The organism is Hymenobacter sp. DG01 (genome assembly GCF_006352025.1).
In the GTDB taxonomy this organism is placed as follows: Bacteria; Bacteroidota; Bacteroidia; order Cytophagales; family Hymenobacteraceae; genus Hymenobacter.
Genome location: NZ_CP040936.1, coordinates 3,829,660 through 3,848,157 on the forward strand (window position 1 = coordinate 3,829,660; position 18,498 = coordinate 3,848,157).

Genomic DNA, 18,498 nt, shown 5'->3' on the forward strand with positions numbered 1-18,498 from the left:
ATAGTTCTTCATGCTGCCTCATCTGCCCTTCTTTCCGAATACCAAGGACGCCGCCGATACCCATCGTCAGGCTTCCCCGCCGGGCCGGGGTAGGGGCTGGGGGGTAGGGCTGTCGCTGCTGGCGCTGCTGGCTTCCTGCTCCGGCCTCAAGTACATTCCGGAGGGTAGCAAGCTCTACACCGGCAGCACCGTGAAAGTGAAGTCGGAGAGCCCCGTTCCGCGGGAGGCCGAGCTGACCACGGAGCTGGAATCGGTGATTACGCCCAAGCCGAACACGTCCTTCCTGGGCATTCGGCCCAAGCTGTATTTCTGGCACCTGGGCGAGGGCAAAACCAAGGGCCTGGGCCACTGGCTGGCCAATAAGTACGGCGAGAAGCCCGTGCTGCTCAGTGAGGTAGATACCCAGAGGGTGAAAGGCCTGATGACCAACCGCCTCTACAACAACGGTTACTTTCAGCCGGTGGTGCACAGCCGCATCCAAACCAAAGGCCAGGCCGCCAGCGTCGATTATACTGCTACGGTGGGCAAGCCCTACACCATCAAGGAGATTTTCTTTCCCGAAGGCGACTCCTTGCTACCCCAGGCGGTGCGCGCAACCCAGCCCGGCTCCCTGCTGAAAGTGGGGGAGCCCTACAACCTGCAGACGTTTACCAACGAGCGCATCCGCATTGATGGGGCGCTGAAAAACCAGGGCTTCTACTTCTTTAACCCCGACTACATCCTGTTTCAGGTGGACAGCACCCTGAACAACCAGGTGAACGTGTACCTGAAGATTAAGGAGCGTACCCCGGAGCAGGCCGCCAAGCCCTACATTCTGAACCGCATCCGCCTCAATACCAGCTACTCGCTGAATGATACTACGCTGAGCGAGCAGCCCATCCGGTACCGGGGCTACATTTACTACCCTGATGAAAAGGTGTTCAAGGCCAAGGCCATTACCAACGCCACCTTCATCTACCCCGACAGCCTCTACCGCCGCCGCCGCCAGGACCAGACCCTGAGCCGCCTGATGAGCCTGGGTACTTTTAAGTACGTGGACGTGGGCTTCCGGCCCGCCCGCCAAAAACCCGACTCGGCAGGCTACGGCTTCCTGAACTCCTACGTGCGCATGACCCAGCTACCCAAGAAAAGCCTGCGGGCCGAGGTGCTGCTGGTGAGTAAGTCGAACGGGTTTGTGGGGCCGGGCTTCCGGGTGCAGTTCCGTAACCGCTCGGCCCTGCGCGGAGCCGAGCAGCTGCTGATTAACCTGACGGGCTCCTTCGAAAACCAGCGCCGCAGCAACCAGAACACCATCGGCCTGACCAGTTACGAGCTTGGCGCCGATGCCCAACTGCTGGTACCCCGCCTCATTACGCCGCCCTTCGATATCCGGCTGGTAAACTCTGACTTCCAGCCGCGTACTACCTTCGGGGTAGGCGTACGGTCGGTAACCCGCGTCGATGCCTTTACCCAACAGGGCTTCAACCTGAACTACGGCTACACCTGGAAAACCAAGCTCACCAACGAGCAGGAGCTGCGACCCATTGATATTCAGTACCTACGCCTCTCGGATACCAGTAGCACCTTCAGCGCCCTGTTGCGTGAACGGCCTTTCCTGAACAACTCCTTCCGGCAGCAGTTCGTGCTGGCCAGCTCCTACCGCTACACCTATAACCAGCAGACCCAGGAGCAGCGCCGCAACCAGATTTACTTTAGCGGTGGCATTGAAGTAGCCGGCAATCTGGCCTACCTGGTCAGCTCCCTGACGGGCCAGCAGAGGGTAACCAATCCGGATGGTAGCCAGTCGTACACCATTCTGAACCAGCCTTTCTCGCAGTACACCAAAGTTGATCTGGAGCTGCGCAACTACTTCCGCACCAGCTCCAACCCCAGCAGCGGTAACAAGTTTGCTACCCGCCTGCTGCTTGGAGTGGGCCTGCCTTACCAGAACGCCCGGGTGCTGCCCTACCTGAAGCAGTACGGCATTGGCGGCCCCAACAGCGTGCGGGCCTTTGCCGCCCGGGGCCTCGGGCCCGGCACCTACCGCACCCCCGCCAACCGGGAGAACAGTTCCTTCTACGACCAGGTGGGCGATATGCGCATTGAGGCCAACGCCGAGTACCGCCAGGACCTGTTTCCGTACGTGAAAGGCGCCTTGTTCATTGACGCCGGCAACATCTGGCTGATCAATGACGACCCCAGCCGCCGAACCATTGATGAAAACGGCAACCCCGACGGCAAAAACGGACAGTTCTCCTTTAACTCCTTCCTCAAGGAGCTGGCTGTGGGCGCCGGCGCCGGCCTGCGCATCGACGTGCAGTTCTTCGTGCTGCGCTTCGACTACGCATACCCCCTGCGCCTGCCTTATAGCAACACGGAAATCCGGAATCCGCTGAACACGGAGGAGGTGTTGTACAGAAAAACCCCCGATACTGGCCGCTTCAACATTGCCATTGGCTACCCCTTCTGAACCAGCCAACCCAACAAAAAAGCCCGACCGTGTAAACGGTCGGGCTTTTTTAGGTTTAGCGAAACCAGAGGGGTAGGGCGCGTTACGCCTCTACCGCCAGACGCTCTTCCAGGGGGGCACCTACGGTCTTGCGCGTGGGTACTACAGTTACTACCACGTACTTGGAAGTAGGCGTGTTGCTGACTTTGGCCACGCTGCCCACCGGCACCAATGGGTTGGCCTCGGGGAAGTAGGCAGCCACGTTGCCTTTCGGAATTTCATAGGGCACGGCAATGAACTTCTCCACAGTGCGCTTCTCGCCCTTGAAGTGGCTGGTAATGTCGATGAAGTCCTTGGCTTTGATGCCCCGGTCGGCCATGTCCTGAGGGTTCATAAACAGCACCCGCCGTTCGCCGTACACGCCCCGGTACCGGTCGTTGTAGTCGTAGATGGTGGTGTTGAACTGGTCGTGGCTGCGCACGGTCATCAGAATCAGCTGGTCGGGCTCCACCTGGTATTTCTCCAGCTCGGTGGTGGTGAAGTTGGCCTTACCGTTCTTGGTCGTGAATTTCCGCTCGCGGGGGCCGTTGGGCAGGTAGAAGCCGCCGGGCTGCCGCAGCTGCTCATTAAACTTCTCGAAGCCCGGAATTACCCGCGAAATATGGTCCCGGATAACGTCGTAGTTCTCCGTCATGGCCACCCAGTCGGCAATGTTGGTCCGCTCTCCGAGGGTAGCAATGGCCACCCCGCAGAGAATAGCTACTTCGCTCATCATCTGGCCCTCCACGGGTACCAGCACGCCTTTGTTCTGGCTTACTACCCCCATGGAGTTCTCGCAGGAAGTCATCTGGTGCCCCGACTTCTGCATGTCGATGTCGGCGTGTGCGAAGCAGGGCAGTAGCAGGCTGGTTTCGCCGGTGGTCAGGTGGCCGCGGTTGAGTTTGGTGCCCACAAACACGGTCAGCTTTTGCTTGCGCATGCCTTCGGCAATAATCTCGGTATCGGGGCCGGCCGCCAGCAGGTTGCCGCCCAGACTGAAGAACACCTTGGTCTTGCCTTTGTACATGGCCTTGATGGCCTCTACGGTATCGTAGCCGTGCTCGTAGGGCGGGGTGAAGTTGAACTCCTTGCCCAAGGCATCCTGGAATTCCTTGGTGGGCTGCTCCCAGATGCCCATGGTCCGGTCGCCCTGCACGTTGGAGTGGCCGCGCACCGGGCAGGTGCCCGCGCCGGGCTTGCCGATGGCGCCCTTCATCAGGTGCAGGTTCACGATTTCCTGGATGGTTTGCACGCCTTGGCGCTGCTGCGTTACGCCCATGGCCCAGCAGGTAATAATCTTCTGCTTGCGGGCAATCAGGTTGGCCGCTTCCAGCAGCTTCTCGCGCGAAATGCCGCTCAGCTCCTCAATGTCTTCCCAGGCCGTGTTGCGGATGTTCTGCTCAAACGACTCGAAGCCCGTGGTGTGCTCCTTGATAAAGCCACGGTCCACTACCTGGCCGGGGTTCATATCCTCGGCCTCAAACAGATGCTTCATGATGCCGCGCAGCAGGGCCATGTCACCATCTACGCGCACCTGCAGGAACAGGTCGGTAATCTGAGTGCCGTCGCCGAGCAAAGCCCCCAGGGCCTTGATGGGGTTCATGAAGTCCTGCGGGTTCTTGAAGTTCATCAGGCCGGCTTCCAGCAGCGGGTTCACGCTGATGATTTTGGCCCCGTTCTTCTTGGCCTTCTGCAGGGCCGTGAGCATGCGCGGGTGGTTGGTGCCGGGGTTCTGCCCGATAATCAGGATGACCTCGGCCTCATAAATGTCATTGAGCGTGACGGAGCCTTTGCCTAGGCCCAGGGTAGGGCTAAGGGCGGCGCCGCTGCTCTCGTGGCACATGTTGGAGCAGTCGGGCAGGTTGTTGGTGCCCAGCATCTTGGCGAAAAGCTGGAACAGGAAAGCCGGCTCATTCGGTACCTTGCCCGAGGTGTAGAACACCGCCTCGTTAGGCGAGTCCAAGGCGTTCAGGTTGTCGGCAATAATCTGGAAAGCCTCGGGCCAGGCAATGGGCGAGTAGTGGTTGTCGCCGGGGCGCTTTACCAGGGGGTGAGTCAGGCGGCCGGCGTTGTTCTGGTCGCGGTCCGTCATCTTGGAAAGCTCCGCCAGACTATGCCGGGCAAAAAACTCCGGACCGGCTGGCTTGCTGTCAGCATCAGAAGCGGAAGCTTTAGCCCCGTTCTCGCAGAACTCGGCTACCGAGCGGTGGTCGTCGGGGTCAGGCCAGGCGCAGGAAGAGCAGTCGAAACCGTCCTTCTGGTTCATCTTCAGCAGCACCTGCGTGCCGCGCGAAACGCCGCTTTCGCCCCAGCTAAACTCCATGGATTTCAGTACGGCCGTGACGCCGGCCGCTACCGTGGCGCGCTGCTCCAACCGGATGCCGGTGGGCGCCTCCGGGGGCTGGGCCAGAATGGGGTGGTGATATTTCGCGTTTGCCACGTCGGGAGCAGGAATTACCGACTCGTCGCGCTCGTGCTGCGGATCGGGACGGTAGTGGTCGTTGGTAGGCGCCGTGCCCTGGTCGGGGCGCTGTCCGCTTTGCGGGGCGTTCTTCTCTGCGGCCTGCTGGTGAGTTTTGCCAGCTTTGCCGGGGTCGTTGATGGGGGAATCTTCCATGACAAGCAGAACAGAGGGAAAGGGAAAAGGCCGGGGCGTTCAACGTATGGGTTGGGGTAGCCGGGTTCTTTTCAATGAGAATTCAGAAAGCAGGTAAGCCAGGGCAGGCTGTGAGGCACGGTTTACAAATCAGGAAAGTCGTACGTTATAGAAACTTCCCTCTTGCTCAACCAATCGGGCTGGTTTATGTTGGTTTTCAGCCCGAACGCTACTCTCTGTCAGACGCAGAACAGCCCGTTGGGGTTACTCTGTAATGTAATTCAATCGGAGGCTTTAGCACCTGCAGTGGGGGTAGGGGCCCGCGCCGCAAAAAGTCGCGGCTGCTACTAGTGTCGGCAGTCCAGGTCCTTTTCAATCAGGATTTTCAGGGGCTGGTCTTCGGCTACCATCAGGGTGGCGGAAATACCGTTCTGGTCGGTGGTGGTCCAGTGCGAAGCCAAGGCAGCGGGCACTTTCACGGTAATGGCCCCGGCTCCGTAGGTTACCCGAAACTCTTCGGTTTCGGCGCGCTCCAGGGCGTAGGTCAGGTGGTCGGTTTCGGTGGGGCCCAGGGGCACCACGGCCGCTACCCGGCCGGCGTCGGCAAACTGTTTAACTTCATCTTCGGAAAGGCGGAGGCGGAGCGAGTTGTCTTCGATGCGGAGCTTCATGAGGCAATAAAGGGTTTACCTGTCAGACGGGGTAGGCGGAAGCGAGGTTGCGGTGGCGTTTAGAGTAAATCAGCCTCCGGGCCAGCTTCCGGGCGGGGCGGACGTTACTTTTCCGGCTGCTGCAGCCGCCACTCGTGGCAATACACGTTGTAGCGGTTCTGGCGCACGAAGCCGCAGAGCGTCATGCCGAAATCCTGGGCGGCGGAAACGGCCAAGGAGGAGGGCGCGCCCACGGCCGCCAGCACGGGAATGCCTGCCACGGCGGCCTTCTGCACCAGCTCAAATGAGGCCCGGCCGCTCACGAGCAATACGGTATTGTGCAGGGGTAGCAGCTCCTGAAACAGGGCCGCGCCAATCACTTTGTCCAGGGCATTGTGCCGGCCCACATCTTCGCGCAGCAGCAGCAGTTCGCCTTCCGGCGAAAACAGCGCCGCCGCATGCAGGCCTCCGGTTTGCTCAAACAATGCCTGGGCCGCCCGCTGCCGCTCGGGCAGCTGATGGATGACGGCCGGATCAAGGTAGGGGCCGGCCTTGGGCAGCACCGGACAGGCCGCGGCGTGCACGGCCTCTATACTGGTTTTACCGCAGACCCCGCAGCTGCTGCTGGTGTAAAAGTGACGCTCCAGCCGGGGCAAATCGGGGGTGGTGGTAGGGGCCAGCTCGGCGCGCACTACGTTTTCGCGCTCCTCGTCCTTTTCCACATCGGGGCAGTAAATGACGCCGTGCAGATCCTGCCTACCCCGAATAATGCCCTCCGTGAGCAGAAAACCAGCCGCCAGCTCAAAGTCGTGGCCCGGCGTGCGCATGGTGATGGACAGCGTGCGATGCTCCCGTTGGTCGGTGGGGCCGTAGCCCACTCTGATTTCCAGGGGCTCTTCGGCGGCCAGCACATCGGAGGCCGTGGTCACGTCGGGGCCCTGCACTTTGTGCACGGTGACGTAGTCGTAGGAGGTAGGGGGCAGGAAAACGGGAGCAGACACGGCAGGAATCGGAAAGGAGCGAGAGAGAAGCGGGCCGCCAGCGTTGGCGCCCGGAAAGGCAGACGCAGGCGCGGCGGCATTTGTTTAACCTTATGGCCGGGAAGTAGGTTTGAGGTAGGTGAAGGGGTAGGGAGGTTTCCCCTCATCTGTCACCCTGACGAAGGAAGGGCGTTGAATGCTCAGAACATCATCAAAACGTCATTCCGAGCGGAGCCGAGGAATCTTGCGTGCTGATGCTGGCCTCACCCCCGGCGCCCCTCTTCAGGGGAAGAGGAGGAGTAGATATCATTACAATGACCGCACGCGAGGTGCTTCGCTGCGCTCTGCATGATGCTCTTCCACCTGTTGTTCAAGGCGAAACCTCCAATTCGGCGCCCTCTCACCTCATTGCCCGCTTACCTGTTATCTTCCGTTATGCTTACTTCCGAAGAACGCCAGATTTACCGCCGCCACCTGCAGCTGCCCGAAATAGGCGAGGCCGGGCAGGAGAAGTTGAAAAACGCCCGCGTGCTGGTGGTGGGTGCCGGCGGGCTGGGCTGCCCCATTCTGCAGTATCTGGCCGCGGCCGGGGTAGGCACCCTGGGCATCGTGGACGCCGATAAGGTGGACCTCAGCAACCTGCAGCGCCAGATTCTGTATGGTCCCGCCGACCTGGGCCAGCTGAAAGCCGAAACTGCCGCCCGCGCCGTGAAGCGCATCAACCCGCTGGTGCACACTGAGGTGCACAGCTGCCGGGTCCGGCTGGGTAACGTGCGCGAGCTGGTGAGCAAGTACGATGTGGTGGTGGACGGCTCCGACAACTTCCCGACCCGCTACCTGCTCAACGATGCCTGCGTGAGCCTCGGCCGGCCGCTGGTGTCGGGGGCCATTTACAAGTTCGAGGGGCAGGTTTCGGTATTTAACTACCAGGGTGGGCCCACCTACCGCTGCCTGTTTCCGCAGCCGCCTTCGGTCCAGGAAGCCCCCAACTGCGACGCTACCGGTGTGCTGGGTGTGCTGCCCGGCCTGGTGGGCACGGCCCAGGCCACTGAAACCCTGAAAGTTATTCTGGGCCTCGGCGAGGTGCTTTCGGGGCGGCTGTGGATGTTTGATGCGCTGACCTTCCAGACGCGCACCCTCAAGTTTGCCCGCCGCCCCGAGCAGGCCGCCATCCACCTCGGCACCGCCGACACCCGCGACTACGCCGACCTCTGCGGAGCTGGCATGCGCACCATTTCGGTGGCCGAGCTGCAGGCGCAGCTGGAATCGGGGCAGCCGCCCTTCCTGCTTGATGTGCGGGAGCCCCACGAGTTTGCCGCCGGCCACCTTCCCGGTGCTACCTCCCTACCCCTCAGCAGCCTCGAAAAGGGCGTGGCCACTCTGCCTAAGCAGCACCCGGTAGTGGTGTATTGCCGCTCCGGCCGCCGCAGCCAGCAAGCCGTAGAGCGCCTGCAAACCGAGTTCGGATTTGCCAACCTCATCAACCTCGACGGCGGGATTCTGGCTTGGGAGGAAACTGCCGTGGCGTAAAGCCTCCCGCCTATCCCCTGTAACGGTCCAAACCCGGCCGGACGGAAGTCAGTACGAAGCCAACTGGTCGGCCGTCTTCAGCGTCGAGCGGGGGTAGGGCGAAACGCCAACCCTGCCAGTCGGGCTACTATTATTGATTACCGCTCTGTTTCCCTACCCCTTCCACCCTTTTGAACCGCATGCCGCTTACCGCTACCCCTCCGTCTCGCCCCCGTATTCGTTTTGACCGCAACGAGCTGGCCGGGGCGTTTGGGGATTTAGGAACGGACTTGCCCCTGCTCATCGGCATCATCGCCGCCTCGGGCGTGGACAGTGCCGGGGTGCTGATCATGTTCGGGCTGATGCAGCTGTTTTCGGGGCTGTGGTATGGCATGCCCATGCCGGTGCAGCCCCTCAAAGCTTTTGCTGCCCTGGTTATTGCCCAGAAAATTCCCGGCCGCGTGATTTTCGGGGGCGGGCTGGCCATTGGCGTGAGCATGCTGGCTTTATCGGTTTCGGGACTGATTGACGCGCTGGCCCGGCTGGTACCCAAGCCTGTAATCCGGGGCATACAGTTCGGGCTGGCTTTGCAGCTGGCTACCCTCGCCCTGAAAGAATACGTGCCCGCCGATGGCCTGCCGGGCTACGCGCTGGCCGCGGCAGGCTTCCTCGTGACGGTGGTGCTGTTGGGCAACCGTCGCTGGCCCGCTGCCCTCATCGTCTTGACGTTGGGCGTAATCTATGGCCTGCTGTTTAAGCTGGATGTAGCCACGGCCCACCGCGCCATTGGCCTGCACCTGCCGGGATGGCAGGTACCTACCTGGGACAACGTGAAGTACGGGGCTATTCTGCTGGCCCTGCCCCAGATTCCGCTTTCCCTCGGCAACTCCGTGCTAGCTACCCGGCAGGTAGTAGAAGACTACTTCCCGGAGCGTCGGCTGTCGGTGCGGCAAATCAGCTTTACTTATGGACTGATGAACCTGGTGAATCCGTTTTTCGGGGGCTTTCCGGTGTGCCACGGCTCGGGCGGCATGGTGGGGCACTACACGTTTGGCGGGCGCACCGGGGGCTCGGTGGTGCTGTATGGGCTGCTGTTTCTGGTGCTGGGGTTGGGATTCAGCCAGGGTTTCCAGCAGATTGTGCACATCTTTCCCCTGCCTATTTTGGGGGTGCTCCTGCTGTTCGAGGCCCTGACCCTGGCCACCCTGCTGCGCGACATCAGCGGCTCCCGCTCCGATTTACTGCTGGCCCTGCTGGTGGGGTTGTTGTGCAGCGGCCTGCCCTATGGTTACCTTGTGGGCCTGGTAGTAGGAACCGCGCTGTATTATGCCATGCAGCGGGGGTGGGTCGGACTAGGAAAGTAGCTGCATATGGAAGAACACGTACTCTGTCAGATCTGGAAAACCGTGCGGGTAGAAGCGGGCCCTCAGCCGTTTCAGGGCTACTACAGCATCGGGGAGAGCATGCTCTTCGACTTTCGCTACCTCGATGCCCCTGCATCTGCCCACCCCAATAACCCGCCAGGCCACTGGACCCGGCAGGCCGAAAAAATCCAGCATCCGGGCCAGGAAGACGCCCTGTACCTGCTGGTGCAGGCTGCTACCGAGGAATATCTGGTATTGGAGCTGCACATGCTCTACGCCGGCCAGCCCCGGCACACCCTCACCCTAAGTTTGATACCTGCCGCCGCGGATGCTTCTGCCGCGTAGGCCTGCTGGTTAGTCGGGCTGCGAGGGCACGTATTCCGGGGCGGGGCCTTCGGTGTTGCGGCGGCCGAGGCGGTACATCACGGAGAGGACCAGGTTGTTTTTGCTGACGGTGCCCTGGGGCGTGAATACGTTTTGCTGGTAGCTGGCGGGCGTGTAGTTCGACTGCCGCAACCAGCCGGCCTGTACCGTCCAATGCGAATCAAACTGGTAACCCGCGCCGCCGTACACGCGGTTGCGCTCCAAAAACGGCCCTTTCGGGTTGAAGAAAACCTCGTCGTAAAGGGAGAGAAAGGCCGTTTTGTTGGTGACAGTGCTGTTGTTGAGTGGAATAAAGGCGTTCAGGCGGTACCGGATGCGGTTGCGGTAGCGTGAGGAATTGGCCGGGACTATCCCGTCGCGGAAGGTGAACCAGCGCTGCTCTACCCGGTAGCGGTGCTCCACCTTCAGGCGGGCGTTGTAGTGCGTGAACGTCACCTGCTCCCAAAGGCGCTTTTCTGCGTTCAGCGGCCCCTCGCTCAGGTCGCGGTAGTCAGAGGTAGCGTAGCGGCCCCCAGCCACCATAAAGGTGAAGTTCTTGGCCACATCGTAGCTCACCCCACCTTTCACTTCGGTGTAGAAATACTGCCGAAACAGCCCGTTGGAGCGGGCCTGCAGCTCTACGTAGCCGCCCCAGTGTTTGGGTCCGCCCGGCAGCACCACCGTCGCAATGTGCCAGGTTCCAGTCTGGCGGTCCTGCACGGCGTTGGTCTGAGCTTGGGCAGCTTGGCCGACCAGGCCACTCAGAGCAGCTGTCAGAAATAAAGTAACGCGGGTTGTGGCAGCAGACATGGGGTAGGGCGCAATGAGATGCGAAAGTAGGCACGCCGAGGCAGAGCTAGCCTACAGCATCCTGTCATTGTGGGCCCTTATTTCAGTTGATTGTAGCGCAGCAACGCCTCCAGGTAGTAATAATCGGCGTAGGTCAGGGGCGCATCCACCTCCGACTTCGCCGGTTTGTGGGCCACGCAATGCTTGATGAGGAAGTTGTTGTTCTCGCCCACGGCAGCCCGGTAAGCGGGGCTGCTCAAACTCACCAGCATCTGCTCGGCGGCCTGGCGGTAGCGCTTGGCATCGGGGGCGGGGCAGTATTGTTGCAGCTCCAGCAGGGCCGAGGCCACAATGGCCGCTGCGGAAGCGTCGCGCTCCTCCTGGGGGATATCGGGGGCGTTGAAATCCCAGTACGGAATCTTATCGGCGGGCAAGTTGGGGTGGTTGAGGAAGAAGTCGGCGGTTTTGCAGGCCTGGTCCCGGTAGCGCGCCAACTTGGTGTCGCGAAACAGGGTAGTGTAACCGTAGATGGCCCAGGCCTGGCCCCGCGCCCACGCCGAGTTGTCGGCGGCACCCTGGGCGGTTTTCTTGGTCAGTACCTGGCCGTGCTCATCGTAGCAGACGACGTGGTAAGTGCTGCCATCGGGCCGGAAGTGGTTTTTGAGCGTGTTGTCGGCGTGGGTGATGCTGAGGCGGCGCAGGGTAGAGTCGCCGGAGGTGCGGGCCGCCCAGCACAGCAGCTCCAGGTTCATCATGTTATCAATAATGACCGGGTAGTGGTAGCCCGCAAACTCATTCCACGACTTAATCAGGCCAACTTCTGGGTTGAACCGCGTGGCCAACGACTTAGTTCCAGTGAGCAGAATGGGTTGGTAGGCGGGATTTTTGGTCAGCCGAAGCCCATTTCCGAAGGGGCAATAGAGCATAAAGCCCAGGTCGTGGGTGCCGGTGTTGGTTTGCTCCTTCGCCATAGCCATCGTCCAACGGTCGGCGGCCTGTTGCCACTGGGGCTGCTTGGTGTACTCATATAGGTACCAGAGCGTCCCCCCGAAAAAGCCGCTGGTCCACCACTCCGAGGGCATGTCTTTGAACGAGCCATCGGGCCGGCTGGAGTAAGGAAACTTGGTTACGTTGGGGTGGGTCTGGAGCAGGCGCGTGAGCTGCTGACCGGCACGATCAAACTCCTGCCTGACGTTGATTTTGCGCTGCTGCGCGTGCGTAGTCAGCGTAACAGATAGGCCCAGGAAAAGGGCGGCCAGCAAACGGGGGTAGGAAGTTGAAGGGAGCATGGCCGTCAAGCTACGGGAAATCAGCAAACTAGCATCCTCGCTGCCACCAGCCTTAAGCTACGGATGAGCTAGGCCGACTTGCGCTCCAACACTTCGTCAATGAGACCATACTCTTTGGCCTCATCGGCGCGCATCCAGTAGTCGCGGTCCGAGTCGTGGTGGATTTGCTCGTAGGTTTTGCCGGTGCGGGTCGCGTAAATGTCGTACAGCTCCCGCCGCAGCTTCACCACCTCCCGGGCCGTAATCTCAATATCAGCCGAGGGGCCCTGCACCCCGCCGCTGGGCTGGTGAATCATGACGCGGGCATGGGGTAGGGCAGAGCGTTTGCCCAGCGCCCCGCCGCACAACAGAAACGCGCCCATACTAGCCGCCAGTCCGGTACAAATGGTAGCCACGTCCGGAGCCACGTATTGCATGGTGTCGTACATGCCCAGGCCGGCGTACACTGAGCCCCCCGGCGAGTTGATGTAAAGCAGGATGTCCTTGCGGTTGTCCACTGATTCCAGAAACAGCAGCTGGGCGTTGATGATGTTGGCTATCTGGTCATCCACGGCCTGCCCCAGGAAGATGATACGGTCCATGATCAGGCGCGAAAACACGTCGATTTCCGCGAAGCGGGTGGGGCGCTCCTCAATCACGGAACGGGTCATGCCCATCACGCCGGGGTAGGCAACGCCTTCAAACTGGTGGAAGTAGCGGTCAACGGTCAGGCCGTTCAGGCCGCGGCCCTGCACGGCAAACTTGCGGAATTCTTGCTGGAATAGCATGGCAAATGGGGAAAGAAAAGGGTGTAGCGGTTCGGCCTCCTTCCGGGGGTAGGAAGAGGTAGGGGAGAAATCAGAAAATAGGGAAGGGCGCTAGCGGCTTTTGCGGCGGGCGGCTAACAGGCTGCGCAGGGGCCCAGTGGCCGATTGCCACCACGTATGCCGACGGGCCGGACGTTCCAGGCGGGCATGAATCAGCTCCAACTCCTGGCGCAGCTGCTGGCGGCCGGCTAGTTGCAGGCCTTGGTAGAGGAGCTGTTGGGTAGCAACATCGGCGGCTAGTTCGGCATCTACCAGCTGGCGTACGCGCCACGCCTCGGCTTCAGCGGCCGTGGGCTGGCCGAGCAGGTAGCGCTCTAGCTGGCGCAGGTAGTCGAGGGCGGGGCGCATGGCAGGCTAAGCAGTAACCGTGGATACTAGGGCCCGAACGGAGTTGCGCAGACGCTCCAGGCACTTAAACTTCTGTACCGTAGCTGAGCGCACCGTGCGGTATTGGTGCGTGGCCGCAATCTGCTCCAGCGGCTGCTGGAAGTAGTAGAAAGCCAGGAGAATATCCTTGCACCGCTCGCCTAGCCGCTCCACCTGCTCCAGCACCGAAAGCGTGGGCTGATCTGCCAATTCGGCTTCCGCTACCTCCGCGTGTTCGTCGGCAAGGGAAACAAGCGGCTGCCGGGTGCGGCGACTCAACTCCTGCCGCCATAGGTTGCGGCACACGGCCACCAAATAGGTACTGGCCGAAGCAGACAGTAAGAGCGTTTCGCCTACTACCTTCTCGTAGAAGGCAATAAGGGCATCATGAAATACGTCCTTGGCATCCTGGGCTGTGCCGCCGTGCTGCTGCACGTAGCGCCGCACCATCGGGAAGGTGTACTGGTAGAGGTGCGTAAGGGTTCGTGCCCGGTCCGCGAGAAGCGCCTGCCGCAAAGCTGCTGTAGTTTCCATGAGATGTGGGAGCCGAGGTGAGGTTCAGAAGTCGTTCTGATAGTTAATCCGTTTTCTCGTCAACTATCACCCGGCTTCAATAAAATAATTAATTACCGGGGCTACGGCTTTGCCAGGACCTCTTGGATAACAGCCAGGTAGTCGGGGTTGTCTGTCATGCCATTATGGCCGGCGCCGCGCAGGGTAATAAACTGGTCCTGAGGCTTCAGTAGAGTTTTTAGCTTCAGGGCTGATTCGCAGCTGATTACCTCGTCCTGGTCGCCGTGGAAGATGACGATGGGCGCCTGCATGCGGGGTAGCACTTGGTCGGTGTGCAGGGGGTAGCGCACAATAAAGCCTGGCACCCAGGGATAGTGCTGTCGGGCCATGGCGCGCATGCTGGGGTAGGGAGCCTGCAAAATTAGTTGTTTCGGGTGGTGCTGGGCGGCCAGCCACGCCGCCGCGCCCGTGCCCAGCGAATAGCCTAGGATAACCGTTTGGTTTTCGGAGTAGTGCGCACCTATCTGCTGGTAAGCCGCTTCCACATCGGCCAGCAGCTGCGCCTGACTAGTTATGCGGCCCTCGCTTTTGCCGTAGCCCCGGTAGTCGAGCAGGAATACATCGTAGCCCATGCGCGTGTAGATAGGTGCTACCTCACCCCAACTATCCAAGGCCCCACCATTGCCGTGCAGGTAGAAAATGAGGCCTTTCGCGTGTGCCGAATCGGCCCGGAACAGCAACCCATTGAGGCGGGTACCATCAGACGTGGTAATCCAGCGCTCCTCAAACCGGCCGGGAAACTGAAAACGGTAGTTCGGGGCCAGTCGGGTCGGGAAGAACAGTAGCCGCTCCTGCTGGAAATACAGCAGCAGGCAGACCGCTACGTATAGCGCGGCTCCCAAGCTCAGAATCCACAGCAGAGCTTTCATGGCTTAGGAGGTCGAATGATGAAGACTGGTGTAGTTTCCCTACCCCCCAATCGTGCTCATGGACTCGAAGCTGAGCTGGTGCAAGGGTCGCTGCTGCTCGGCCTCGAAGCCGTTGGCGGCGCGGTTGCGGAAGGCGGAAGTAAGGGCAGCTACAAGTTCGGCGTCGGAGGCACCGCCGCGCAGCAGGGCCCGGATGTCGAGCACGCCCTGGTCGTAGAGGCAGGTTTTGAGGCCACCTTCAGCCGTGAGGCGGATGCGGTTGCAGGTGCCGCAGAAGGTGCGCGAGTAAGCCGCAATAATGCCCAGGCGGCCCTGGTGGCCGGCTACGGTGTAGTGCGAGGCCGTGTCGCCGGGACGGGTGGCTACCGGCGTCAGCTCACCCAGGTTCAGGGCCAGGTGCTCCCGGATGCGGGTGTGGTTCCAGGGAAGGGTAGCGGCGTGGCTGCCTCCGTTAAAGGGCATTTCCTCAATGAACCGTACATCCACGGGTAGGTCGCGGGTTAGTTCAGCTAGGGGAAGAATGTCCTGAGTATTCTGCCCGTCCATTACCACCGCGTTGATTTTTACTCGGATTCCAGCGGCCAAGAGGGCGTAGAACGTGTCCATGACGCGCGGCAGCTCGTCGCGGCGGGTGATGCTGGCGAAGCGGGCCCGGTCCATGGTATCGAGACTCAGGTTCACGGCTTTCACGCCCATACGGGCCAGTTCCGGTACGTGGGGCGCCGTGAGTACGCCGTTGGTGGTCAGAGTCAATTCCTCGATGCCCGGAATTTCAGTGAGCCGGCTCATGAAGGGCACCAGGTCGCGGCGCACGAAGGGCTCCCCGCCCGTCAGGCGTACCTTGCGCACGCCCAGCCCGGCCATCACCGCCACCAGCCGCTCCATTTCCTCGTAGGTCAGCAGCTGTTGCTTGGGCAGGTACTGAATGCCTTCCTCGGGCATGCAGTAGAAGCAGCGCAGGTTGCAGCGGTCCGTAACGGCCAGGCGCAGGTATTCCAGCGGGCGGCCGTGGTTATCAAACAAAACGGACGGTACAGGAGCAGACATACTCAGAGAGAAAGAAAACACAGGCTTCGGGTGAAGCCATGAAACAAACAACGTAAATCAGACTTTTCCGTTCGGGTGAAGGGCGCGGCCGCTCGCCCGGGTACTACCCCTACCGGGCGGCCCAACCCATTCCACCCAGACGAACACCTAGATAACCAATGAACTTGAAAATTGCTTTGTTCGGCATTGCCCGCGAAATCGTAGGGCAGTCGTCGCTGGAAGTTACGGCGCCCGAAGGCCAGTCGGTGCAAGCGCTGCTGGCGGGGCTGCGGGAGCAGTATCCGGCCCTGGGCGGCCTTTCCAGCCTGGCCGTAGCCGTAAACAACGAGTACGCCGAAGAAGGGACGACCCTCACGGAGCGCGACGAAATTGCCCTGATTCCGCCGGTAAGCGGGGGGTAGGAGCCCTAACAGCTCACCCCCGGCCCCTTCTCCAAAGGGAGAGGGGAGCCTAGCGATTGGCAGTTGGCAGCTCTGTTTTCGGCTCACCTGTCATTCGTTACGATTTACCTCATCCCTTCATCATCCTATTACCTCTGCACCTCCTTTGATCCACATCGACTTAACCGACCAGCCCATTGACGTAGCCGCAGCCCTGCGCACGGTGGAAGACGATGGGGCCGGCGCCATCAACACGTTCATTGGCGCGGTGCGTAACAAAAGCACCGGCCGCCCCGTGGTGCGCCTGGAGTATGAGGCCTACGACAGCATGGCCCTGCACCAGCTCCGCAAAGTAGCAGAGCAGGCCGTGGAGCAGTGGCCGATGCTGAAGAAGGTTACCGTCATTCACCGCAAAGGCACCCTCTACATTGGCGACGTAGCCGTAGTAGTGACCGTGTCAACGCCCCACCGCGCCGAGAGCTTCGCCGCCTGCCAGTACATCATTGACACGCTGAAGCAGGTAGTAACCATCTGGAAGAAGGAGTTTTATGAAGACGGTGACGTGTGGGTAGCCGCGCATCCGTAATAAAATAGATAAACGAAGCTCCCGTTACCTGGAACGACTTCTTAGGAATTACTCCTGACCGTCATGTCGAGCTTGCCGAGACATCTCGCGTGCTGATGTTGCAATGGCAGCTCAACGTCAGCACGCGAGATGTCTCGACAAGCTCGACATGACGTTCTATTATCCTACCTCAGCTCCTGGCGGGCTTGCTCGGCTTCCTCCGGCGTGTTCACGTTGCGTAGCTCCTGGGGCGCGGGTGGGGGTAGCAGCTCGATGTCGGAGTTGATGAGGGACTTGCGGGGGCAGCTGTAGCCCAGGCTCAGGAAGCGCAGGAGGGTAGCGTAGCTGCCGGGCTCCCAGATGGTGATGAGCGGCTCGGGCCACTCGTTTTCGGGGCTTTGGAAGGCTGTGGCCATGCGGGCCGGCTGGCGATGCGCTACTAGGTGGCCTAGCGTGCTTTCGGAGAGGAAGGGCAGGTCGCAGGCCACTACCAGCCAGGCAGCGTTGGGGTCGAGGCGGAAAGCGGAAAGCAGGCCGCTGAGCGGGCCCAGGTCGGTGAAGGTATCGGGCAGGGGGCGCAGGCCGGCGTACTCCAGCTCCATCACCTGGTCGGGGCGGCAGGAAACGTGCACATCCTGGCAGAATTGGGCCAGCAACTCGGCGGCGTGGGCGCGCTGCTCCCGGCCTTCGTGGTAGCTGAGCTTGCCTTTGTCCTGGCCCATGCGCTGGCTGCGGCCGCCCGCCAACACGAGGCCCCGCAAGGGCGGCGCGGCGGCGTGCCACTCCCGCAGAATCAAGTCGGCCAGGGCTTCCGTGTCGTGGAGGGGTAGGACGGGCACGTTAGCCTCGGCGAGGTGGGCGAGCAGGTAGGCGGGTACTTCGGTTACGCCCTCGGGCAAAAGCAGGGCGCGCACGTCGGTAAGGCGGTCGAGCTTTTTCTCTACAGGCTTGGCCGGGTCCAGAATCACGAGCTGCTGCCGGGCCCGGAAGTGGTTGCCGTTCACCAGTACCAGGCTTTGATGCTGCAGCCACTCCTGCTGGCTAAACTTGTCGATGCTGCGCTTCACATCCAGGCGCGTGAAGGTTATCTTGTCGGTCAGCTCCGCGGCCGCGCCGGCTTGCAGCACGGCATCCTGGCCGCCGCTGCCGCCCTGGGCCGCGTCGTCGCCGGCGGCGTGGTCGGCATCCACGTAGGCCACTCGCAATGAGGTCGAAAGCAAGGGCAGCAGCCGAGCCGTCAGCTCCTTAATCTTGCCGCAGGGCGCCCCCAGAATGGCCAACTCGTGGCGGCCGAACTCGCCCAGGTCGGGTCGGGCTAGCTGGGCGTGTTTGGTGCGGGGCGCGGGGGTAGCAGAAGGCTGATTATCCGGCATGATGAAAGTCCTGTTTGCCGCCGGTTTTCTCCAGCAGGCGCGTTTCCTGAATCACAATGTTGTGCGACAGCGCCTTGCACATGTCATAGATGGTAAGGGCGGCCACCGAAGCCCCGGTCAGGGCCTCCATTTCCACGCCGGTTTTGCCGGTTACGGTGGCCGTGCACTCAATCAGCACCGCATCGTCCCCATCGGGTTCAATACGAACCTGGCAGTCGTCGAGGCCCAGGGGGTGGCAGAGCGGAATCAGCTCCGACGTGCGCTTGGCCCCCATGATACCGGCCAGAATAGCCGTTTGGAATACCGGGCCCTTGCGGGTGGGAAGGTCGCCTTCTTTCACGAGGGCCATGATGTCGGGGCCAAGGATGACGCGGCTGCGGGCCCGGGCCACGCGGCGGGTGGGCGTTTTCTGGCCCACGTCAACCATGGCCGGCTGCCCGGCGGCATTGAGGTGGGTGAGTTTGGGAGAGTCAGACATAAGGAAAGGGTAAGAACGCAGCGGCGAAGGTAGG

18 protein-coding genes are annotated in these 18,498 nt (G+C 61.3%); 6 read left to right on the forward strand and 12 right to left on the reverse strand.

The window, feature by feature from the left end; genetic code table 11:
• The first annotated feature begins 10 nt into the window (after window positions 1-10).
• Window positions 11-2,449 carry a BamA/TamA family outer membrane protein gene (locus FGZ14_RS16240; protein ID WP_139925256.1) on the forward strand — a complete coding sequence of 813 codons (2,439 nt, stop codon included), beginning with the start codon at window positions 11-13 and terminating at the stop codon, window positions 2,447-2,449.
• Window positions 2,450-2,531: 82 nt separating this feature from the next.
• Here the strand turns inward: FGZ14_RS16240 and FGZ14_RS16245 are convergent, their stop codons facing one another.
• The 3 genes from FGZ14_RS16245 to fdhD form a co-directional block, all read right to left on the reverse strand.
• Window positions 2,532-5,084, reverse strand: a complete 2,553-nt coding sequence (locus FGZ14_RS16245; RefSeq protein ID WP_139925257.1) for an FdhF/YdeP family oxidoreductase — start codon at window positions 5,082-5,084, stop codon at window positions 2,532-2,534.
• A gap of 326 nt (window positions 5,085-5,410) precedes the next feature.
• Window positions 5,411-5,734, reverse strand: coding sequence for a hypothetical protein (locus tag FGZ14_RS16250; RefSeq protein ID WP_139925258.1), 324 nt, complete (start codon window positions 5,732-5,734; stop codon window positions 5,411-5,413).
• Window positions 5,735-5,838: 104 nt separating this feature from the next.
• Window positions 5,839-6,714, reverse strand: coding sequence for a formate dehydrogenase accessory sulfurtransferase FdhD (fdhD, locus tag FGZ14_RS16255; RefSeq protein ID WP_257883250.1), 876 nt, complete (start codon window positions 6,712-6,714; stop codon window positions 5,839-5,841).
• 414 nt (window positions 6,715-7,128) lie between these two features.
• Here fdhD and moeB point away from each other — a divergent pair, with 414 nt between their 5' ends.
• The 3 genes from moeB to FGZ14_RS16270 all read left to right on the forward strand — a co-directional run bounded on the left by moeB (window position 7,129) and on the right by FGZ14_RS16270 (window position 9,911).
• A complete protein-coding gene (moeB, locus tag FGZ14_RS16260; RefSeq protein ID WP_139925259.1) occupies window positions 7,129-8,223 on the forward strand; it encodes a molybdopterin-synthase adenylyltransferase MoeB in 1,095 nt (364 codons plus the stop codon).
• A gap of 179 nt (window positions 8,224-8,402) precedes the next feature.
• Window positions 8,403-9,566: a putative sulfate/molybdate transporter gene (locus FGZ14_RS16265; protein ID WP_139925260.1), complete on the forward strand. Its 1,164-nt coding sequence runs from the start codon at window positions 8,403-8,405 to the stop codon at window positions 9,564-9,566.
• 6 nt (window positions 9,567-9,572) lie between these two features.
• On the forward strand, window positions 9,573-9,911 hold the full coding sequence (locus tag FGZ14_RS16270; protein WP_139925261.1) for a hypothetical protein: 339 nt from the start codon (window positions 9,573-9,575) through the stop codon (window positions 9,909-9,911).
• Between the two features lie 9 nt (window positions 9,912-9,920).
• On the opposite strand, the gene FGZ14_RS16275 is transcribed toward FGZ14_RS16270, so the two are convergent.
• The 7 genes from FGZ14_RS16275 to moaA form a co-directional block, all read right to left on the reverse strand.
• Complete coding sequence (locus tag FGZ14_RS16275; protein ID WP_139925262.1) at window positions 9,921-10,739, reverse strand: DUF2490 domain-containing protein; 819 nt, start codon at window positions 10,737-10,739, stop codon at window positions 9,921-9,923.
• A 77-nt stretch (window positions 10,740-10,816) separates the two neighbouring features.
• Window positions 10,817-12,007: a glycoside hydrolase family 88 protein gene (locus FGZ14_RS16280; RefSeq protein WP_139925263.1), complete on the reverse strand. Its 1,191-nt coding sequence runs from the start codon at window positions 12,005-12,007 to the stop codon at window positions 10,817-10,819.
• Between the two features lie 68 nt (window positions 12,008-12,075).
• Complete coding sequence (locus FGZ14_RS16285) at window positions 12,076-12,774, reverse strand: ClpP family protease (protein ID WP_139925264.1); 699 nt, start codon at window positions 12,772-12,774, stop codon at window positions 12,076-12,078.
• Window positions 12,775-12,864: 90 nt separating this feature from the next.
• Window positions 12,865-13,161: a hypothetical protein gene (locus FGZ14_RS16290; protein ID WP_139925265.1), complete on the reverse strand. Its 297-nt coding sequence runs from the start codon at window positions 13,159-13,161 to the stop codon at window positions 12,865-12,867.
• A 6-nt stretch (window positions 13,162-13,167) separates the two neighbouring features.
• Window positions 13,168-13,713: an RNA polymerase sigma factor gene (locus tag FGZ14_RS16295; protein WP_139925266.1), complete on the reverse strand. Its 546-nt coding sequence runs from the start codon at window positions 13,711-13,713 to the stop codon at window positions 13,168-13,170.
• 101 nt (window positions 13,714-13,814) lie between these two features.
• Window positions 13,815-14,621, reverse strand: a complete 807-nt coding sequence (locus FGZ14_RS16300; protein ID WP_139925267.1) for an alpha/beta hydrolase — start codon at window positions 14,619-14,621, stop codon at window positions 13,815-13,817.
• A 39-nt stretch (window positions 14,622-14,660) separates the two neighbouring features.
• A complete protein-coding gene (moaA, locus tag FGZ14_RS16305; RefSeq protein WP_139925268.1) occupies window positions 14,661-15,668 on the reverse strand; it encodes a GTP 3',8-cyclase MoaA in 1,008 nt (335 codons plus the stop codon).
• Between the two features lie 158 nt (window positions 15,669-15,826).
• On the opposite strand from moaA, the gene FGZ14_RS16310 reads away from it, so the two are divergent.
• Together FGZ14_RS16310 and FGZ14_RS16315 are read left to right on the forward strand one after the other, a co-directional pair.
• Window positions 15,827-16,069, forward strand: a complete 243-nt coding sequence (locus FGZ14_RS16310; protein WP_139925269.1) for a MoaD/ThiS family protein — start codon at window positions 15,827-15,829, stop codon at window positions 16,067-16,069.
• Between the two features lie 145 nt (window positions 16,070-16,214).
• A complete protein-coding gene (locus tag FGZ14_RS16315) occupies window positions 16,215-16,634 on the forward strand; it encodes a molybdenum cofactor biosynthesis protein MoaE (protein ID WP_139925270.1) in 420 nt (139 codons plus the stop codon).
• A gap of 164 nt (window positions 16,635-16,798) precedes the next feature.
• On the opposite strand, the gene FGZ14_RS16320 is transcribed toward FGZ14_RS16315, so the two are convergent.
• Complete coding sequence (locus tag FGZ14_RS16320) at window positions 16,799-17,986, reverse strand: NTP transferase domain-containing protein (RefSeq protein WP_139925271.1); 1,188 nt, start codon at window positions 17,984-17,986, stop codon at window positions 16,799-16,801.
• Window positions 17,976-18,464: a cyclic pyranopterin monophosphate synthase MoaC gene (moaC, locus tag FGZ14_RS16325; protein WP_139925272.1), complete on the reverse strand. Its 489-nt coding sequence runs from the start codon at window positions 18,462-18,464 to the stop codon at window positions 17,976-17,978. Before moaC ends, FGZ14_RS16320 begins: the two co-directional genes overlap by 11 nt.
• Window positions 18,465-18,498 lie beyond the last annotated feature (34 nt).